Here is a 17,142-nt window from a genome sequence, read left to right on the forward strand (position 1 = left end):
ATAAAAAAGTTTATTGTTCTTATCCTGCGATTGCCCGAACAAAATATAAAAGCATGTGACATTGTTGTCACATGCTTGAGATTTTAACGAATTCATTTTTGAGTGGGAAGGTTAGCGTAAATGTTGATCCCGCTCCGAGCTTGGATTGAACTCCGATGATGATGAGTAATGATTGAGCTGCTTTCTGAGCTAAATATAAGCCCATGCCTGTGGCGGCATTGTCGCGATGTACAGTAGTGGAAGTAAACCCTCTGTCGAAGATGCGCGGCAGGTCCTTCGGATCTATCCCGCGCCCGCAATCCTTCACCTCAAGAACGATATGTTCAGCTTGCTGGTAGCTATTCACTGTAATATCAGAAGCTTCACTATATTTTACGGCGTTGGTTAGGAGTTGTCTGAGGATAAAAGCCAGCCATTTAGCATCACTAAGCACTTCAGCAGCTTCTAAGTGCAACTCAAAGCCGATTCCCTTCTGAATACACCAAGACTGTAACGTCTTAATCTCACTAAAAATAAGCGTTTCTATATCGATTTGCTCCATATACAGATCGTTTTCAATAAAGGGTATCCGTCTTTGGTGGAGCTGCTGATCCAGCAGCAGATGAATACGCAGCCACTCATAGGTCAAGTGCCTCTTCATAACATCATCTTCTATACGTTCAATCATTAGATGCATTGCGGTCAGTGGAGTCTTTACTTCATGAATCCAGGATAACAGCTCATCCTTCTCTTGCTCCAAGTTCATTAGATTGTCTGAAGCAGTCCTCTTTAACAGTTTCACTTGGTTGGTGATGCTCTCTTCGATGATTTTCTCAAAAGGACTTTCGGCAAGAGCGATACTTGTCAGATCGAGATCATCGTCCCGCTCATTTAAGCTTTTATAAAATCTGGTTTCCTTAGGATAGCGAATGACTAGAAAAATTACGAAAAAAATCATTGATAAAGAGACCAGATAGAGCACTGAAGACAGGGGGATGGTCGGGTCCATAAAGGTGATAAAGAGCATAAATAGATGTACAAAGAGAAAGAGCAGAATCCAACCGAGTCTTTCGAGCAGGTACTTTTTTATCATAGACAATCCTCTTCAATGGCTACGTACCCTTGTCCAACCTTCGTCTCAATAAACGCCCCTAATTCAAGCTCGTCCAGCTTTTTGCGCAGCCGATTTACGTTGACGGTGAGGGTGTTATCACTAATAAAGCGCTTATCGTCCCATAAGCTATTAATTAATTCCTCGCGGGTGACAATTTTATTCTTTTTCTCAATGAGTAATTTCAATATGAAAATCTCATTTTTGGTAAGCTCAATCGATCCCGTGTCGTTGGTCACTGAATTCCGCTCATAATCGACGGTAGCTCCGCACCACGTTTTGAGTTCAATGTTATCCGAATTGTAATTGTACACACGTCGGAGAATGGCTTGCACCTTGGCAATGAGTACATCGAAATGGAAGGGCTTTTGGATATAATCATCGGCTCCCAGCTGCATGGACATCACCATATCTGTCGGATGATCCCGGGAGGATAAGAAGATAATCGGCAGGTTAGAGTGAGAGCGAATCATTCTGCACCAATGAAATCCATCGAATTTGGGTAATTGGATATCAATTATCACTAAATCAGGTTTGATTTCCGTGAATTCCTGCGTAACATTGTTGAAATCTTGAATGCCATATACATCATAAGACCACTGCGTAAGCCGCTCTTTGATCTCATTAAACAGCGTTGTATCATCTTCGATTAATAAAAGCTTGAACAAATCGGTCACCACACTTTTAGTTTCGTACCTTGCGTTTAGAATACGCTTAAACGATTGAAGCCATACTTTGATTGTGCTTAGAGCATTGCAGATAACACTGTCTGATAATGCGCAAATTCCTTCGTTTCATTAAATTGAGGGCACATTTTCAAGGAGAGCAGGGCGCTTTCGATTAAGAACTCTCTTGGTTCCTTGTTGTTCATGATCTCTTCTTGGATAAAATATAACAGCTTTAGTGCATTGGACAGGCTAGGATCATCAGCGGTGAATGATTTATCTATGATTTTTTTTAAGCTCACGGTCGCAAACGATAAATCATTATTAAAAAAATCAGTGTATTCGGCTACAGGTAATAGTTTCCCTACATGATCGGGGGAGATAAGCTGGATTCCTTTTTCGCTTACATCCTCAACAATCGTCTGGATAAGAGTAGTGCAATAATTAATGATTTGTTGAGAGGTAATGACTTCATTCATGGCACTGTTAATTTGCAGCATATGTTGCAAGATGCCTGTGAAAATGATGGCTCCATCCAGTAGATAGGGCTTCTTATCTTCAGAAAATATATGCAGGAAACGTTCATGCACCCAGGTTAATAAGGTGAATTTAGTTTTTTTGATGAACGTAATTAAGTCCGGATCATTGGAGACCAGGGCATCTTCAACCAGCTGCAACAATTTATTTTTTTTATTGATTTTCATAACCAGTTGAACTTGTTTAGCGAATATATCAATGTCAGAGGGGTCCTGGCCAATGAGCAGGCCATTTCTGCCTTCTTCCAGCTGGTCATGAATAGAGGTGAATACAGCTTTAAAGAGATCCCCTTTGGAAGGGAAATAATTATAAAAAGATCCTTTGGAGATCCGGCTGTGATTCAGAATGTCCTGTATGGATGTGGCGTGGTAGCCTTTTTCAATAAATAATTCATGTGCTTTTTGAATTACTTGCTCTTTCCGTTTATTTATCATCTTAGGTGCCCCTTTAAGCTGGACTCTTTTGTGCAAAAAAAACACTTCACGTAGAATAGACTAGCTTATATTTCCACTTAATACAATTTAGTTTTTAAATGAATTCTGACTTGCCAAGCAGTAAATATAAGAGTAATATATTCTACATTGTAACATAAGTTCAAATTTGAACCGACGGTATGATTATAGAATGGAGGATTCCAAAATGAAAACGAAAGAAAGTAAAGCGTCCTATGGGATTTTGGCAATCCTTATGATTGGTGCATTTGTTGCTTTACTAAGTAATACACTACTCAATATAGCTTTACCATCGATTATGAAGGATTTTGATGTCAGTGCCTCAACGGTACAGTGGCTATCGACGGGTTATATGCTAGTGAACGGGATCATGATTCCTTCAACGGCCTTTTTAATTCAAAAGTATACAGCGAGACGATTATTCTTAATCGCCATTGGATTATTTGCAATAGGGACCTTTATTGGAGGCTTTGCTCCAAGTTTCCCTGTATTATTGATTGCGAGAATGGTCCAAGCCTCAGGGGCCGCAATTATGATGCCATTATTAATGAATGTATTGTTTACCACATTTCCACCTGAAAAACGCGGCTCGGCCATGGGGATGTTTGGTTTGGTTATGATTTTTGCACCAGCCATTGGTCCTACACTGTCAGGATGGATTATTCAGCATTATGAATGGCCTGTGCTGTTCTTTATGATTGCACCTATCGCCGTATTGGTGTTCATTCTTGCCTTCTTCAAACTGCATGATCCTAAAAAAGATGTGGCTATTAAAATCGATATTCTATCTGTAGTTCTATCAGCGATTGGGTTCGGGGGTCTTCTATACGGCTTCAGTTCCGCTGGGAATAAAGGATGGGATGATCCAATGGTCTACTCCACCCTTATTATCGGGGTTATTGGTTTAGTGATATTCATAATGCGCCAGATGAGAATGAAGGAGCCTATGCTTAACTTCAGAGTGTACAAATATCCGATGTTCGCTTTATCCTCAGCGATTTCGATTACACTGAATATGGCGATGTTCTCAGCGATGATGTTAATGCCGATTTACCTGCAAAATATTAGAGGCATTTCACCTCTGGATTCGGGACTCCTAATGTTGCCTGGTGCGTTGATTATGGGGGTTATGTCTCCAATCACAGGTAAATTGTTCGATAAATTCGGCGGCAAAGTCTTGGCGTTAATGGGTCTGGCTATCGTAGTGATCAGTACGTATTTCTTTAGTGATCTAACTGAAACAACGAAATATTCGACACTTATGATTTTGTATTCTGTGAGAATGTTCGGGATTTCAATGGTTATGATGCCTGTGATGACCAATGGTCTGAACTCCATCCCGGCTAAATATACACCGCATGGTACAGCCATGAACAGTACGATTCAGCAAGTCTCCGGAGCGATTGGCGGGGCGCTGCTTGTAACGATTATGTCTAACAGTACCACTTCACATGTCAAAGATATGGTAGCAGAAGCTGTGAGTAAATTAACGGCTAAACCTTCTGCAGAGCAATTGCTTGGTATTCAAAACCAAGTCATCGCAAAAGCAACGATCGAAGGAATTAACGATGCGTTCTTAGTGTCAGTAGGCGTAGCCATCATTGCCTTTATCCTAGCTTTCTTCATAAAAAGAGGGATACAGCCTAAGGATACAGAAACAGTCGAAGAAAAAGTGGCTGTTAAACAAGTTTCATCCGCTAGATCGATGTAATTTGCTATGCAGAAAGACGCTCACCTGTGATAAGCTCCCATCATAGTAGACAGTAGAAAAAACAAAAACTTCTACTGCTACAATGATGGGAGTTTTTCTAATGTCTAATAGAAGTCCAACATCTTTAAAAGTAAAATTACATGTCGTAAGGCTGTGCCTTGAGCACAAGTCAAATCCAAACTATGAGGCAAAGCAGCTAGGTCTTAGTTCACACACAGTTAGAGAATGGATTAGGAAATATAAAGCAGATGGTTTGGACGGGTTGAGGGAATCGAGAACATGGAAATCATACCCAAAGGAATTGAAGCTTGCTGCTGTTAACGAAGTGTTGTCTGGTCGTTGCTCCGTTGAAGAGGTGACAAACAAGCATTATATTTCAAGCAGAAGTGTTTTGACAAAATGGATTACCAAGTATACTAATGAGATAGAATTGAAACCTACACATACAGGAAAAGGACTATCTCATATGAACCAAGGACGTAAAACAACTTTCGAAGAACGCATTGAAATTGCACAATATACCATCGCTAATGGATTGGATTATCAGAAAGCGATTGAAAAGTACGGAGTATCTTATCAGCAAGTTTACGCATGGGTCCGGAAATATCAAGTTGGCCGCGAGGAGGCTCTTCAGGACAATCGCGGTCGCAAAAAGCCTGTAGAAGAACTAGATGAGCATGACCGCCTTAAACTACGGATTAAAGAGCTAGAAGCGCGAAATGAATACCTAGAGATGGAGAATGACTTCGCAAAAAAGTTGGCGGAGATCAAGCGACGAAATACACGCTAACCCTCGTTCGACAAGTAAACTTGTATCAAGCGATTCAAGAACTGAACAAAGAAAAAGGTCACGCAATTACGAAGTTGTGTGCGTTAGCTGGGGTTGCTCGATCTGCCTATTACAAGTGGTTAAAATGGAAACCCTCTTGCATAGAACTTGAAACTCGTGCGTTAGCGAAAGAAGTAAAGCTACGATATGACAAGCGAAAAGGGATTCTTGGCTATCGTCAAATGCGCACGCAATTAAACCGAAAGCTCAAAAAGCAGTACAACAAAAAGCGTTATTACCGAATTATGTGTGCTCTTGGGCTTAAAGCAGTCATTCGCAGAAAACGAGCGAGTTATGTGAAAGCTACGGAGATCCATGTAGTTGAAAATGTAATGAACCGTAACTTTGATGCCAATTCTCCTAATTCAAAATGGTGTACAGATGTGACTGAACTGAAGTACGGGAATGGGCGCAAAGCCTATTTGAGCGCTATTATTGATGTATATGATAATTCCATTGTCTCATGGGTATTAAGCCATTCCAACAACAATAAACTCGTGATGGATACGTTGAAGAGGGCTTACGCGAAGAATCCTGGCGTATCCCCTCTTTTACAAAGCGACAGAGGCTTCCAGTACACGTCTCATGAGTACAACCGACTTCATGTAAAATACGGATTTAAGAAAAGCATGTCTCGTGTGAGTCGGTGTTTGGACAACCAACCTATTGAGCGTTTTTGGGGTACATACAAGTCAGAAAGCTATTATCTTACAAAGTATGACACCTATGATGATGTCCTCACAGAGGTTAGCAAATATATTCACTACTACAATAATTACCGCTACACAGAGTGTTTGGATGGCTTGTCACCTAGCGAATACCGACGAGCTGCATAACGAAGATACCTCAGTTCTGGCAATACGAACTGAGGTATCTAAACTAACTATTTTTGTTTTTTACACTGTCCACTTGACAGGGAGCACTTCACTGTGGTGGGCGTCTTTTTTGTCTTAATTAAAAATAGAGCTCTGAGTGAGTCTTGGTCCATCCTGAATGACCGTTATGGAGTCGTTTCCACCTACATAAATTCTATTTGTGAGCGGGTTTAGCACAGTACTGCCTGATACAGAGGGAATCTTGCGAGCCGTTTAAACGTGGTGGCGTTATAAACGGACATATGATTTTTATCGAAATTACCAACAAATAAATGATTTGTATTCGGATTAATGGTTATGTTGGAGGAAGTAGGAAGAACCTTTGTTGTAATGATTTTGTTGTTATTTCCATTGATGACGAATAGCTTTCCTTTACCTTCAACTTGTGCACTTGAAACAAAAATACGGTTCGTCAGGGGATTTATAACGACCTCGCTTTGCAGACGTCCCAGCTGTACATTACGCAACAATTTGTTGGTTCGGCCATTGATCACAGAAAGAAACCGGCTTAAGTTATTAGCGACATAAATACGATTGGTAATTTTATTAAGTGCTGGCGCTATCACGGGGTTACTTCCGACTTTTATTGTCGTAATGATAGCCTGTGTAGTTCCGTTAATGACGGTGACGCTATCATTTGCTGTATTGGTCACATAGACACGGTTTGTAAGCTCATTGATAACGATTCTGGATGGGCGTCCACCGATTTCAATCTTTTTGCGGACCTGATTTGTTTTCCCGTCTATGACGAATAGGGTTCCGAATGCGCTAGTTACATAAATCAGATTGGTTCGAACATTCACTCCGATATTGTCTGGGAATCGGCCTACTTTGACAGTTTTGATTACCTGGTTTGTCCGCCCGTTTATGACAGAGACATTTTCGTCACGGAAGTTAGGTACATAAATCCGGTTGGTTTGGGGGTTGATTCCGAGCTGAGACGGCAGTCTTCCTACAGGGATCCGAGCGATAATGCGATTAGTTCTGCCCTCCAATACCCCGATAGTTCCAGCCTCGGTGTCTGGGTTTACAAAGTATACTCGATTCGTGACGACATTTACTTTTATATCTCCGATCGGTCCGGCAGAGCGGACTGTAGCAATCACTTTTGGCTGCGCCATGCTTTTACCCCTTTCCAAGTAAATAGATACTTCATTATATTTAGGCTTAGGCAAAAGGGTACTTCATTTATCCTTGCAAGATATATATTAGGAGTGTAGAATGGTACTCCATTATCCAAATATTAGGTTAGTTGTAAGCGTTTTATTTTTTGAAAAATTGAGATTGATTGGAGGTTGGGGTTGAGATGGTGAAATCAGTGTTGTCGGATATTTTATTAACACCTGATAAGACGCAGCTTCATAGTGAATTGTTAGAGGAAATTGGGCAGTATATCACGCAAGAAATTCTAAATCATCCGTTAATGAAAGAGGAGAGTCAGCGGGTAAGTATTCTCCTTGATGGATCGACCGCACTTGGTGTGGTGGATGAGCAGTCGGATGTGGATGTAATCATTATTTGTCAGGACGAGTATTATAGCAGCATTAATCATCGGTTCGAACAAGCGGGGCTGATCCCTGAGCAAAGTAGTTTTTTTATGGATTTACGACTCCCAAGTGGCAAGTCCGGGCATTACACGCTGCATAAAATTTCAGAAATTAAAGCGGCGTTAATGAGCGAAAATATGGAATGGCTGTGGAATGCTTCTATTTCTTATATCTACTATGACCGATTGGATGTAAAGTCACTTTTTGATGCCTATATGCCCCTCCAACCTGAAGTCCTAATGAGATTTCGTAAGAATTCATACATACAGTTAAGAAGTTATGCCAAAAGCTTAGATAATCCTGTAGTGCGTGGCGATGCCTTTCCTATTTTATTTTTAGCGGTTTCTCTTTATAAAGAAGCATTACGCTGTGCCATTACTATTGAAGGTTATCCCTACCCCTACGACAAATGGCTGGTACCTGTAGCCAAACAAACGACTGTCGGACGAAAGATTACGGAGTGTGCGGGCGATTTTTGGAGTTTTATTAGAGATGATGAATCCTTTGCCCCTATGTACCAGGAGGATAATAACTTTGTCAAAATGGAAAAACGTTTCCGGAAGATACTTGTAGACGAATTCCGCATGCGGGGGATCGATGAACCTTGGTTAGTAGAGTGGTGGAAGTTTATGGAGGAGTGAGTGGAGCTATAGGGTGAGTGTAGTGGTTGAGTGGTTGGGGTGGTTGGAGAGGTGGCGGAGGGAGTGAAGTGGTTATTGTGAGGTGAAGCTATGGTGGATTGTAGTGGCTGCACTAGCGTAGTAGCTGTGATGGCTGGAGAGGTGGCGGAGGGAGTGAAGTGGTTATTGTGAGGTGAAGCTATGGTGGACTGTGGTGGCTGTAGTAGCGTAGTAGCTGTGGTGGCTAGGGTGGGGAATGGTCGGGTGGTTGAAGTGGCTATAGTGTTTGGGTAAGTGGCTGTAGTGATTAAGTAACTTAAATGACTCCCCTTCCTCCTCTTGATTATGGTAAGGTATATTGAAGTGGAATTTTAGTGAGAGGTGATTATATGGACGGGAAAGTTTCAATATTAGGAGTTCCCTTTTCAAAACTAACACTACATGAGACAACACTTCATCTAACAAAACATATTCAATCTGGAGAACCGAAACTTTTCCATTTGATCACGGCTAACCCGGAAATTACGATAACAAGTCAATCGGACGAGCTGCTACGAACCATACTTCAAGAAGCGGATTTAATCACTCCTGACGGGATTGGCATTGTGATGGCTTCAAAAAGAAAAGGCGATCCTATTGCTGAGAGGGTAACTGGATATGAGCTGCTTCTTGAGCTTTTGGAGCAAGGAAATAGCTTGGGATGGAGTTTTTATTTCTTGGGAACAGATGAGCTTACCAGTTGTAAAGCGGTCGAAAAGATAACGGAGTTATATTCGAATGTGAAGATTGCAGGAAGACATAATGGTTTTCTTACCAAGGAAGAGGAGCCTGCCATTGTAGCAGAGATTCAGCGTGCACAGCCGGATTTTCTGATCGTTGCGATGGGGGCGCCATACTCTGATAAATGGGTATATAAGCACAAACAGGAGCTTACGCAGGTGAAAGTTGTTTTTGGCGTGGGAGGCAGCTTGGATGTAATAGCGGGAAAAGTTACTCCTGCACCAGCGCTATGGAAAAAACTCAATCTGGAGTGGTTGCATCGACTTTTGTTCGCTCCCGTTGCGAAGGGACAAAAGTCGCGATGGCGCAGACAGGCAGTACTGCCCAAATTCGTGTTCCGAGCTATGATTAAGAAATGAAGAAAAGGCCTCGTTTATGGGGGCCTTTTTTGGTTCGGTTGGTGTGAGAGGAAGAGGAGGCAGGTGTGAGAGTAGGAAGTAAGGAGTAAGGGGAAGAGTAATAGTGGTTAGTGGGAGTGAGGTGAGGAGTAGGGGGAAGAGTAATAGTGGTTAGTGGGAGTGAGGTAAGGAGTAGGGGCAAGAGTAAGTAGTGGGAGTGAGGTAAGGAGTAGGAGTAAAAGTGAGTAGTAGGATTGAGGTAAGGAGTAGGAGTAAAAGTGAGTAGTAGGATTGAGGTAAGGAGTAGGGGCAAGAGTAAGTAGTGGGATTGAGGTAAGGAGTAGGAGTAAAAGTGAGTAGTAGGATTGAGGTAGGGAGTAGGGGCAAGAGTAAGTAGTGGGATTGAGGTAGGGAGTAGGGGCAAGAGTAAGTAGTGGGATTGAGGTAAGGAGTAGGAGTAAAAGTGAGTAGTGGGATTGAGGTAGGGAGTAGGAGTAAAAGTGAGTAGTGGGATTGAGGTAGGTAGGGAGTAGGGCAAGAGTAAGTAGTAGGATTGAGGTAAGGAGTAGGAGTAAAAGTGAGTAGTGGGATTGAGGTAGGGAGTAGGAGTAAAAGTGAGTAGTGGGATTGAGGTAGGGAGTAGGAGCAAGGGTAAGTAGTGGGATTGAGGTAAGGAGTAGGAGTAAAAGTGAGTAGTGGGAGTAAGTGTAAGAGTAGCGAGTAGAATGTAAGTGCGACTATAGTTGTGACCTTTAAACAAATTAATAATAATAAACAACACCGATTCTGGTTGATGCCATAGCCTCGTATTTAATTCAAGCTAAAAGCTAAAGGGAAACTATAAGGGCAAAAATGCCCTTGAGTCACTGGAATTCCGCCCGAAGAAGTAAAAGAAAGACAAAAATGCCCTAGAATCGGTGCGATTCCGCCCGAAGTGGTAAAAGAAAGGCAAAAATGCCCTAGATCGGGTGCAATTCAGCCCGAAGCAGCAAATCAACGGTATATATCCCGTAGAATGAGCCGAATCCGGTCCGAAGCAGCAAATCAACGGTATAAATCCCGTAGAATGAGCCGAATCTGGCCCGAAGCAGCAAATCAACGGTATAAATCCCGCAGAATGAGCCGAATCCGGCCCGACGAAACAAATCAACGGTATAAATCCCGTAGAATGAGCCGAGTCCGGTCCGACGAAGCAAATCAACGGTATAAATCCCGTAGAATGAGCCGAATCCGGCCCGAAGAGGCAAATCAACGGTATAAATCCCGTAGAATGAGCCGAATCCGGCCCGACGCAGCAAATCAACGTTATATATCCCGTAGAATGAGCCGAATCCGACCCGAAGAATCAAATCAACGGTATAATTCCCGTAGAATGAGCCGAATCTGGCCCGAAGCAGCAAATCAACGGTATAAATCCCGTAGAATGAGCCGAACCTGGCCCGAAGCAGCAAATCAACGGTATAAATCCCGCAGAATGAGCAAAATCCGGTCCGACGAAGCAAATCAACGGTATAAATCCCGTAGAATGAGCCGAGTCCAGCCCGAAGCAGCAAATCAACGGTATAAATCCCGTAGAATGAGCCGAGTCCAGCCCGAAGCAGCAAATCAACGGTATAAATCCCGCAGAATGAGCCGTATCCGGCCCGAAGCAGCAAATCAACGGTATAAATCCCGTAGAATGAGCCGAACCTGGCCCGAAGCAGCAAATCAACGGTATAAATCCCGCAGAATGAGCCGAATCCGGCCCGAAGCAGCAAATTAACGGTAAAAATCCCGTAGAATGAGCCGAGTCCGGCCCGACGAAGCAAATCAACGGTATAAATCCCGTAGAATGAGCCGAGTCCGGCCCGACGAAGCAAATCAACGGTATATATCCCGTAGAATGAGCCGAGTCCGGCTCGAAGCAGCAAATCAACGGTATAAATCCCGCAGAATGAGCCGAATCCGGTCCGACGAAGCAAATCAACGGTATAAATCCCGTAGCCGAATCCGGCCCGAAGCAGCAAATTAACGGTAAAAATCCCGTAGAATGAGCCGAATCCGGCCCGACGAAACAAATCAACGGTATAAATCCCGTAGAATGAGCCGAACCTGGCCCGAAGCAGCAAATTAACGGTAAAAATCCCGTAGAATGAGCCGAATCTGGCCCGAAGCAGCAAATCAACGGTATAAATCCCGTAAATGTCCCCAGCCCAACCCGGTTACTATCCATTACCAACACGGAGGCCGTTTTCGCCACACATTTAATGTGATCCCTACTATGATGAGTGAAATTTGTTTAATTGAGCAGATACATCCGCGTCAATTATAAATAGGGCAGGAGTTTATCGCTGCAAAATAAAAAACTGACACCGCTATACCAGCGATATCAGTTTACAGTGCTTAGCGATTAAGCTAGCGGCTGCCTATTTTTAGCTTGTTCCTCTCGCATCCACTGTGACAACTGGCGTTTGAGCTTAAGGAACTCGGGAGAGTCCGTAATCTCATCACGGCGTGGCCGCGGAAACGGCACATCGACTGTATGCAGGATGGAGCCGGGGCGGCCGGAAAATACATAGATACGATTAGAGAGCAGCAACGCTTCTTCGATGTTGTGAGTAATGAACAGCACAGAGCGGCGATTCTCTTCCCACAGCTCAAGCAGCCAGCGCTGCATTTCACTGCGAGTTAGTGCATCGAGTGCGCTGAAAGGTTCATCCAGCAACATTAGCTCCTGCGGAGCGAGCAATGCTCTGAGAAAAGCTGCACGCTGCTGCATCCCGCCAGACAGCATATGCGGATAAGCATGTTCGAACCCGCTTAACCCAACCTTGGCAAGCCACTGGCGTGCTTCCTCGCGGGCTCCATCCCGCAGTGCGCCCTTGATCTCCCCAGCAAGCAGCACATTATCCTCAATCGTACGCCAAGGAAAAAGAGCAGGCTGCTGCGGCATATAACTAATTTCACCGCGTTGACCTGTAACGACCTTACCGTTCATGCGGATCGTGCCTGCATCGGGTTTCACAAGGCCGCCAATCATATGGAATAAGGTGCTTTTTCCGCAGCCGGAAGGACCAACGATCGAAACGAATTCTTGTTGCTCTACCTTGAGAGAGACATTATTCAGAACTTTTGTCTCACGGCGACGATGGAAAAAAGATTTGGAGATGCCGCTCACTTCAAGGGCGGGTGCCGCGGTATGAGCTTCAGGAGAGCTGATGACTTCTGTTGTTCTGTGTTGCATTTGCATCGCTTGAGACATACAGGCATTTTCCTTTCTATGAGTTACGGCGCGGCTTCCAGCGAACCAGCCATTTTTCCAGCAATGCAATAATAGCAAAGAGTACAAGACTTAAAAGTACAATAATAACAATAGCGACAAACATCCGATCCGTACGATAAGCGGATTTCTGCAGAAGCATATAATAGCCAATACCTTTATCCGCGCCAATCCATTCAGCGACCACGGCGCCCATAACCGCATAAGTAGCAGATATTTTTACACCGGAAAATAGTGCCGGGATAGAAGAGGGCAGCTCCAGCTTGGTAAAGATTTGCCACTTGCTTGCGCCAGCCATTTTCATATAATTCATCATGACCTGATCACTTTGGGCCAGGCCGCCCATCGCAGCGACAGCTACAGGGAAGAAACATACTAGTGTAATCAGCACGATTTTGGGCAAAAGACCAAAGCCGAACCAGATAATGAGCAGGGGGCCGAGCGCGATGGAGGGAACATTTTGACTCAGAATAATGAGTGGATAAAAAGCCCGTCTAGCCCAAGGCAAAAGATGCAAAAGCAAAGCGACGATCAGACCTACCCCCGTACCGATGGGAAAACCAATTAAAGTGAGCCGCAGCGTAGCCATCGTATGAGCCCAAAGACCAGAAGCGTTACTGGTGGATTCACGGGCAATATCAGCAGGACTCGGCAGAATCCAGGATTCAATATGAAATACAGATACAGATAGCTGCCATACGGTTAAAAAGAAGACGACCGCCACAAGGGGCGGCCATATTAGCTTCCAGGTCGATCTCACGGCCGATATTTCTCCGTCAATTTATCCATGCTGATTCCGTTAGGATTATGAGCGATTTTGATCTGCGAAATTACGCTTGGACTGCCTGCTTCGATCAACGCCTCTTGCATCTGACGCACAACCTCCAGCAGCTCGCTAAGCTCACCTTCCATTGTGGTTTCCAGCGGATTCACCTGATGTTTAACACCGGATTTTTGAATGACCTCAATCGCTTTATCTACGTATGGGATGGAATCCTCATTGTTCGGAGTTTTTGGAATTACTTGAATGCTTAGTAGGGTGTTAGCCACAATAATCAATCCTCTCATTTTATAAGGTAAGTTCAAAAAGCCAACTTTGATAACGAAGTAATTCAGGAAGCAAACTCGACGTCGAATCTTGAACGAACTTGGGAAGTCCGGTACTCACGTAGCACATCACTACGCTCCGTTCCTCCTTCCTCAAGTAACGTCCAACCTTCTTGGTTCTGAAAGCCGTCTTTTTGAACTCTTAAATTATAAGTTAAGTTCAAAAAGCCAACTTTGATAACGAAGTAACTCAGGAAGCAAACTCGACATCGAATCTTGAACGAACTTGGGAAGTCCGGTACTCACGTAGCACATCACTACGCTCCGTTCCTCCTTCCTCAAGTAACGTCCAACCTTCTTGGTTCTGAAGTCCGCTCTCTACTCCGCCGGTAAAAAATCATTACTGAATGCACTAGCAGCATCCAGCGGTTTATCCAGCAACTTCAGATCATACATCCAGTCGCCGTAATTTTGCCAGACCTCGGTTTTTTGCTCGCCCCAGCGGGCAGCATCGTCCTTGTATTTTGGGCTAAGCCATTTTTGGCTAGCTAGGACAAGGTCGGCGTCCAGGTCAGGAACGGCCTTCGATAACATACCGGCAGCCTCTTCCGGATGATCAATAGCATATTGATAACCTTTTGATGTGGCTTTCATGAAGGCCTTCACCAGCTCAGGATGATCTGCAATTTGCTTCTCACTCGTCGTCAGCACAGGCGTGTAATAATCGAGCTGTGGCGCATAATCCTTTAAGTACAGCATATCCAATGGCTGGCCACGCAACTCAGCCTCAACGCCAGTCCAAGCGTAGAAAATCCAGGCGAAATCAATGTCACGTTTGACGGCGGTAAAATAATCAGCTTCACCGATACTGATCAGCTTCACCTTTTTCACATCGCCACCTTCAGGATCCATGATGGCCTTCATGGCTGCTTCTTCGGCCGGTGAGCCCCAGCCTCCGTAGGTTTTACCTTCGAAATCCTTTGGTGATTTAATATTGCGATCTACTGGAGCGGCGAATCCCGATGTATTATGCTGAATAATAGCTGCTATCGAGACAAGGGGTACGCCTTGTAGACGGGCTAGCGTTAATCCTTCTTGGGCGCTGATGCCAAATGCGGCTTCGCCAGAAGTAACCATAGTATCAGAACCCGCTGCGCCTGGTTGAACGATTTCGACGTCCAGACCTTCTTCAGCGTAGTAACCAAGATCCTTAGCTACGTATAGACCGGTATGATTCGTGTTCGGTGTCCAGTCGAGTGCGACTTTAACTTTGGTGAGCTCTTTTGGAGCATCCGTGCCAGCCGCTGCAGTTGGATCAGTAGCATTTGCTTTGTTTCCGGCTGTATTCCCATTGTTGCTGCCGCATCCGGCAATGGCAAGAATGAGTACACAGGTGAGGCACAACGTAAGTGCTTTTTTGAGGTGCATGTCTTCTTCTCTCCTTTAAGGTTACAAGAATCCCGTCTTCACAACATGAACCGTAAAGTGTAGTATGTACGTTTTTCTACATCTTTTAGTGATCTTACAAAAAAAGCGCCCCGAGTGATCGGGACGCTGGCTTGGCGCAAGGTTAGTCAAGGTCACAGGGACCAGAACCAATTGGCGATTCCTACGCTGGCATTATCCAGATCAGGTATAAGGGTCAGTATCTTGTGGGATACAATCTCAGCCGGCCAATTCCAGCACCCCTGGTTCTATGAAGTTAACGGGTATTTCTATGTGCAATATAAGTAAGTATAAGTTTTGTACCCATACTTTATATCTTATATTTCTCGCATACGGTGTATTATAGACGGCTGTACTCGGAATGTCTAGTAGTGCACTCCTGAATTTTTCCAATCCAGTAGTTTCTTTTTTGCTAGTCTAGATCTTTATATTTCTTGCGGTGACGCCGTTTAAGCTCACTAACCAGCGCCCCTAGCGTGAGGACAACGCTGATCAGAATCCCGCTCATGATCACGAAGAGGGCAAGAAATTCAAAGGGGGAATAACCAATCATTTTACTCCATTGGATTTTTCCATCCAGATCGTCAATGACTTGATTCATGCCGTAAATCCCGCTTACTACCGTAAATACAGTGAGAATCATCAGCAGATTATCCCGTCGCTTGGACTGAAACTTATCCTGATACTGAAACAGATCATTTAAGGTTTCTTTCACTTCCTCGAACAAAGCGTCGTTTCCGTATACTTTACGCAGCTGAAGAAATATCTCCCGGCCCTGCGACTGGGAAATCAACTCCAAGAAGTAGAACTTTGCCGAGAACTTATTGATGGAATAGATTAGATTGTCTATTTCCTCATAATCATGATTAATCCGAAGTCGGGAGTGCATATTGGCGAGCTTCAGCAGAACGATTTTGTGGAAAATATTGAGTAAAAATCCGTAATAATATTGCCCGTACATCTGGTTGGCTAGACTTACAGCAATCTCCTGTTCAGCCCGGGTCATGCAGCAAAAGGTCTGCTCATTCATCATATAATACGTGTCTGGGCCCCAGCGATTATAGGAATGCTCATGACAATAGTTTGCAATATACGCTGGATCGCTTGCACTGGCATAGGGCTTTCCGTTCAGATCAATTCCATCAAGCTGTGAGGCGCGATAGCGTAGATTTACACTAATCTCATCAGAACTTTCTTCATTCTGAAAGCCGTAAAAAGCTTGCACCTGCATTCTTTCATCTACGAAAAAAGGAAGGGTCTCAAAATAAGCCCCATTGATATCCGATTGATCCAGATATGGCTCCAGTCCATCCACCAAATTTCGGAAGACAAAATCCTCTACCATCTCATAGGTCTGTTCCCCGCAATGAATATAAGTGTAGTCATCCTGTATGAAGGTTTTCTCTAGCGCACGGAAACGATCCGCGAATTCTAGTGCAATACTAAAGGGAATCGAATCCCCCTCCAGCTGGACACGTATCGTCACGAATCCAAGCTGAAAGGGACATATGAATATATCCGTCGAGAGAATTTTGAAAAATATAGATTGCTGCGGAATCTCCAGAATGCAGTCGAGATTATTTACTCTGGAAAAACGGCGAAACGAGTCGGCATCCTTCCTGCGCGGAAAAAGGACGTGTGCGGCAAACGGTAAATAGGTGCGCTCCATTCGTTCATGGGAAACACAGTAACCTTCTCCATAATAGGCAGCTTCCAGTTCTTTGTTATCCAGAAAAAAACGTGTGAATCCGTCGTCCTGTAATTGCTGGATAAGCTGCTTAGAATCGCCCTTTTTTATAGAGAAGGGAAATATAAACTGCATAAGCGCAGTATGTAACAAAGGCTCAGTTGAAGACTCATTTAAAGACTCATTCATTCATTGTCCATCCTTGTGCTCAGAATATGCTTATAGATCACATTACCCTAAAAGGATAACGTTGATACTA

General features: G+C 43.9%; 15 protein-coding genes and 1 riboswitch. Of the genes, 5 read left to right on the plus strand and 10 right to left on the minus strand.

Features of this window, described 5'->3' with window-relative positions; genetic code table 11:
• Window positions 1-67 precede the first annotated feature (67 nt).
• The 3 genes from NYE72_RS02050 to NYE72_RS02060 form a co-directional block, all read right to left on the minus strand.
• A complete protein-coding gene (locus NYE72_RS02050) occupies window positions 68-1,072 on the minus strand; it encodes a sensor histidine kinase (RefSeq protein WP_339211195.1) in 1,005 nt (334 codons plus the stop codon).
• A complete protein-coding gene (locus NYE72_RS02055; protein WP_036682713.1) occupies window positions 1,069-1,758 on the minus strand; it encodes a response regulator transcription factor in 690 nt (229 codons plus the stop codon). The genes NYE72_RS02050 and NYE72_RS02055 overlap by 4 nt, the downstream gene beginning before the upstream one ends.
• A 77-nt stretch (window positions 1,759-1,835) precedes the next feature.
• Window positions 1,836-2,726, minus strand: a complete 891-nt coding sequence (locus NYE72_RS02060; protein ID WP_339211197.1) for a TetR/AcrR family transcriptional regulator — start codon at window positions 2,724-2,726, stop codon at window positions 1,836-1,838.
• A gap of 205 nt (window positions 2,727-2,931) precedes the next feature.
• Between NYE72_RS02060 and NYE72_RS02065 the strand changes: the two genes are divergently transcribed.
• The 3 genes from NYE72_RS02065 (at window position 2,932) to NYE72_RS02075 (ending at window position 6,120) form a co-directional block, all read left to right on the plus strand.
• A complete protein-coding gene (locus NYE72_RS02065; RefSeq protein ID WP_036682711.1) occupies window positions 2,932-4,455 on the plus strand; it encodes a DHA2 family efflux MFS transporter permease subunit in 1,524 nt (507 codons plus the stop codon).
• A gap of 100 nt (window positions 4,456-4,555) precedes the next feature.
• Window positions 4,556-5,245, plus strand: coding sequence for a helix-turn-helix domain-containing protein (locus NYE72_RS02070; RefSeq protein ID WP_076147889.1), 690 nt, complete (start codon window positions 4,556-4,558; stop codon window positions 5,243-5,245).
• 20 nt (window positions 5,246-5,265) lie between these two features.
• A complete protein-coding gene (locus NYE72_RS02075; protein ID WP_081383579.1) occupies window positions 5,266-6,120 on the plus strand; it encodes an IS3 family transposase in 855 nt (284 codons plus the stop codon).
• 209 nt (window positions 6,121-6,329) lie between these two features.
• Here the strand turns inward: NYE72_RS02075 and NYE72_RS02080 are convergent, their stop codons facing one another.
• A complete protein-coding gene (locus NYE72_RS02080) occupies window positions 6,330-7,280 on the minus strand; it encodes a YncE family protein (protein ID WP_339211199.1) in 951 nt (316 codons plus the stop codon).
• A gap of 185 nt (window positions 7,281-7,465) precedes the next feature.
• On the opposite strand from NYE72_RS02080, the gene NYE72_RS02085 reads away from it, so the two are divergent.
• The gene (locus NYE72_RS02085) at window positions 7,466-8,347 is read left to right on the plus strand and encodes a nucleotidyltransferase domain-containing protein (protein WP_339211201.1); all 882 of its coding nucleotides are present in this window, start codon (window positions 7,466-7,468) and stop codon (window positions 8,345-8,347) included.
• A 368-nt stretch (window positions 8,348-8,715) separates the two neighbouring features.
• Window positions 8,716-9,465, plus strand: a complete 750-nt coding sequence (locus NYE72_RS02090; RefSeq protein WP_339211203.1) for a WecB/TagA/CpsF family glycosyltransferase — start codon at window positions 8,716-8,718, stop codon at window positions 9,463-9,465.
• 938 nt (window positions 9,466-10,403) lie between these two features.
• Here NYE72_RS02090 and NYE72_RS02095 read toward each other — a convergent pair.
• The 6 genes from NYE72_RS02095 to NYE72_RS02120 all read right to left on the minus strand — a co-directional run bounded on the left by NYE72_RS02095 (window position 10,404) and on the right by NYE72_RS02120 (window position 17,072).
• Window positions 10,404-11,603 (minus strand): hypothetical protein, encoded by a 1,200-nt coding sequence (locus NYE72_RS02095; RefSeq protein WP_339211205.1) that lies wholly within the window; start codon window positions 11,601-11,603, stop codon window positions 10,404-10,406.
• A 230-nt stretch (window positions 11,604-11,833) separates the two neighbouring features.
• Window positions 11,834-12,667, minus strand: coding sequence for an ABC transporter ATP-binding protein (locus NYE72_RS02100; RefSeq protein ID WP_076107449.1), 834 nt, complete (start codon window positions 12,665-12,667; stop codon window positions 11,834-11,836).
• A gap of 34 nt (window positions 12,668-12,701) precedes the next feature.
• Window positions 12,702-13,463: an ABC transporter permease gene (locus tag NYE72_RS02105; RefSeq protein ID WP_036682669.1), complete on the minus strand. Its 762-nt coding sequence runs from the start codon at window positions 13,461-13,463 to the stop codon at window positions 12,702-12,704.
• Window positions 13,460-13,753, minus strand: a complete 294-nt coding sequence (locus NYE72_RS02110; protein WP_036682688.1) for an MTH1187 family thiamine-binding protein — start codon at window positions 13,751-13,753, stop codon at window positions 13,460-13,462. The genes NYE72_RS02105 and NYE72_RS02110 overlap by 4 nt, the downstream gene beginning before the upstream one ends.
• Before the next feature lie 375 nt (window positions 13,754-14,128).
• A complete protein-coding gene (locus NYE72_RS02115) occupies window positions 14,129-15,178 on the minus strand; it encodes an ABC transporter substrate-binding protein (protein ID WP_076101299.1) in 1,050 nt (349 codons plus the stop codon).
• Between the two features lie 161 nt (window positions 15,179-15,339).
• A riboswitch (TPP riboswitch) is annotated at window positions 15,340-15,450 on the minus strand.
• Between the two features lie 158 nt (window positions 15,451-15,608).
• Window positions 15,609-17,072: a hypothetical protein gene (locus NYE72_RS02120; protein WP_076101301.1), complete on the minus strand. Its 1,464-nt coding sequence runs from the start codon at window positions 17,070-17,072 to the stop codon at window positions 15,609-15,611.
• Between the last annotated feature and the right edge of the window lie 70 nt (window positions 17,073-17,142).

The organism is Paenibacillus sp. FSL L8-0333 (genome assembly GCF_037965665.1).
GTDB classification, from domain to species: domain Bacteria; phylum Bacillota; class Bacilli; order Paenibacillales; family Paenibacillaceae; genus Paenibacillus_AQ; species Paenibacillus_AQ odorifer.

Bases quoted from the DNA above. Each gene is read 5' to 3' on its own strand.
- NYE72_RS02120 (WP_076101301.1), bottom strand. From the start codon at position 17,072: ATGAATGAGTCTTTAAATGAGTCTTCAACTGAGCCTTTGTTACATACT.
- NYE72_RS02085 (WP_339211201.1), top strand. From the start codon at position 7,466: ATGGTGAAATCAGTGTTGTCGGATATTTTATTAACACCTGATAAGACG.
- NYE72_RS02065 (WP_036682711.1), top strand. From the start codon at position 2,932: ATGAAAACGAAAGAAAGTAAAGCGTCCTATGGGATTTTGGCAATCCTT.
- NYE72_RS02070 (WP_076147889.1), top strand. From the start codon at position 4,556: ATGTCTAATAGAAGTCCAACATCTTTAAAAGTAAAATTACATGTCGTA.
- NYE72_RS02060 (WP_339211197.1), bottom strand. From the start codon at position 2,726: ATGATAAATAAACGGAAAGAGCAAGTAATTCAAAAAGCACATGAATTA.
- NYE72_RS02100 (WP_076107449.1), bottom strand. From the start codon at position 12,667: ATGCAACACAGAACAACAGAAGTCATCAGCTCTCCTGAAGCTCATACC.
- NYE72_RS02050 (WP_339211195.1), bottom strand. From the start codon at position 1,072: ATGATAAAAAAGTACCTGCTCGAAAGACTCGGTTGGATTCTGCTCTTT.
- NYE72_RS02115 (WP_076101299.1), bottom strand. From the start codon at position 15,178: ATGCACCTCAAAAAAGCACTTACGTTGTGCCTCACCTGTGTACTCATT.
- NYE72_RS02090 (WP_339211203.1), top strand. From the start codon at position 8,716: ATGGACGGGAAAGTTTCAATATTAGGAGTTCCCTTTTCAAAACTAACA.
- NYE72_RS02080 (WP_339211199.1), bottom strand. From the start codon at position 7,280: ATGGCGCAGCCAAAAGTGATTGCTACAGTCCGCTCTGCCGGACCGATC.